Source organism: Treponema sp. R8-4-B8 (assembly GCF_054786175.1).
The window spans coordinates 1-1,249 of sequence record NZ_BDHE01000107.1; the positions used below are offsets into that span (position 1 = coordinate 1).

A 1,249-nucleotide genomic window follows, 5' to 3' on the forward strand; every position below is an offset into this window, starting at 1 on the left:
TCCGCTAATTGAATCAAATTTTTTCTTACCCCGCTGTAGGAGACGATTACCTCGTCGCCGGAGTGTAGGTTGAAAGATTCAAGACCGTCGGCGGTTAACAGCAGGTCGGGGTTCTTGTCGTTCACCGCTAATTTGATGTTGACGTCCGCCGGCAGTATCAGCGGGCGTTCAGTTAGGGAGTGCGGGCATATAGGGGTCAGCAGGAACGCTTGCACCGACGGTTCGACGATCGGGCCTCCGGCGGAGAGGGAATAGGCCGTTGAACCGCTCGGCGTGGCGACGATGATTCCGTCGGCGAAAAAGTCGGTGATGAACGCGTCGCCGCTCCAAGCCGAAATCGAGCTCAGTTTCGGCACGTTGACGCGGTTGATGTAGACGTCGTTCAACGCTTTGAATCGGTGAACTTCATCGCCTCGGCGCAGGACGCGGGCTTCCAATACCATGCGGCTGATCATCGTATAGTCGCCGCGCCTGATTTTGCCGAGGTACTCCTCCAAATCCTCCGGGCCGACGTCCGTCAAGAATCCCAATCCGCCGAGGTTCACTCCCACGATAGGCTTCTCGGAGAATCCGCTCATCCGCGCCACGGAAAGAAAAGTCCCGTCGCCGCCGACCGAGACGACGGCGTCGCATTTGTCAAGAAAAACCGCCTCGGATGTTTCGACTTGTTCGCTTAACGGAAGTTGACCGGCAAGAATGGGATGATATATGACCTCCGCCCCATTGTCCGAAGCCCACGCCCGAATACGCTCCAACACGTCAGCTACAGCCGATGTCTTTTTGAACGATACGATGCCGAAAGTATTTATGCTCTTTTGTTGCATTGGTAATCCTCAATAATATATGATAGTCTACGATAATCTATAATAATCCATAATGATCCATAATAATCTATAATGATCCATAATAATCTATAATGATCCATAATAATCTATAATGATCTATAATAAACTATAATGATCTATGATAATCAACGATAATCCATAATAATCATTATTTCACAATAACAAATATCTCATTTCCCGCGAAACTCAAAAATCTCGTGTATCATTTTTTCAAAATCCGGCCACCGCGCAAATACAAAATCATCCGCTATGGACGTCTTCCCGTGGCACTTGATCCCCGCTACGCAGAAGGCGGCGGCGATGTGCGCCGGAAGCGGTTCAAGTATGTCGAACCCGTCAAACTCTTTCGCACCCTCTATCACCTGTCTCTTATACACATCTAGATGTGTATAAGAGAAAGGCCT

Annotated in this window: 2 protein-coding genes; both read right to left on the minus strand. The window is 49.4% G+C overall.

Features of this window, described 5'->3' with window-relative positions:
* Positions 1 to 824: NAD(+)/NADH kinase (locus ACYVRA_RS06585; RefSeq protein ID WP_461251949.1), on the minus strand; the 824-nt coding region annotated here is incomplete at its 3' end.
* Between the two features lie 191 nt (positions 825 to 1,015).
* Positions 1,016 to 1,249: hypothetical protein (locus ACYVRA_RS06590; RefSeq protein WP_461251950.1), on the minus strand; the 234-nt coding region annotated here is incomplete at its 5' end.